The organism is Pseudomonas sp. SIMBA_041, from assembly GCF_046535095.1.
Classification (GTDB): Bacteria; Pseudomonadota; Gammaproteobacteria; order Pseudomonadales; family Pseudomonadaceae; genus Aquipseudomonas; species Aquipseudomonas mucoides.
On the sequence record NZ_JAWRXJ010000969.1, the window covers coordinates 1 to 234 of the forward strand.

A 234-nucleotide genomic window follows, 5' to 3' on the forward strand; every position below is an offset into this window, starting at 1 on the left:
GCAAGAACGGCGAACGCGTCGATGTGCCGGTGATTTGCCGCCTCGACACCGCCGAAGAAGTGTCGATCTACGAAGCCGGTGGCGGGTTGCAACGCTTTGCCCAGGACTTCCTCGAAGAGGCGGCAGTCGCCGTCTAACACACGCTGTACAGACACGGGGCTTCAAGTCCCGTGTCTGTTTTCAAGGTAAGGAGGAACGAGCACATGGCTCACGCAGCTCAGAGCAAAATCCCTG

The 234-nt window shown here is 59.0% G+C and carries 1 protein-coding gene; it reads left to right on the forward strand.

Annotation, left to right across the window (positions count from 1 at the left end):
- A partial coding sequence (locus tag SB725_RS34025; RefSeq protein ID WP_410923802.1) for a hypothetical protein occupies positions 1 to 137 on the forward strand: 137 nt, incomplete at its 5' end.
- Positions 138 to 234 lie beyond the last annotated feature (97 nt).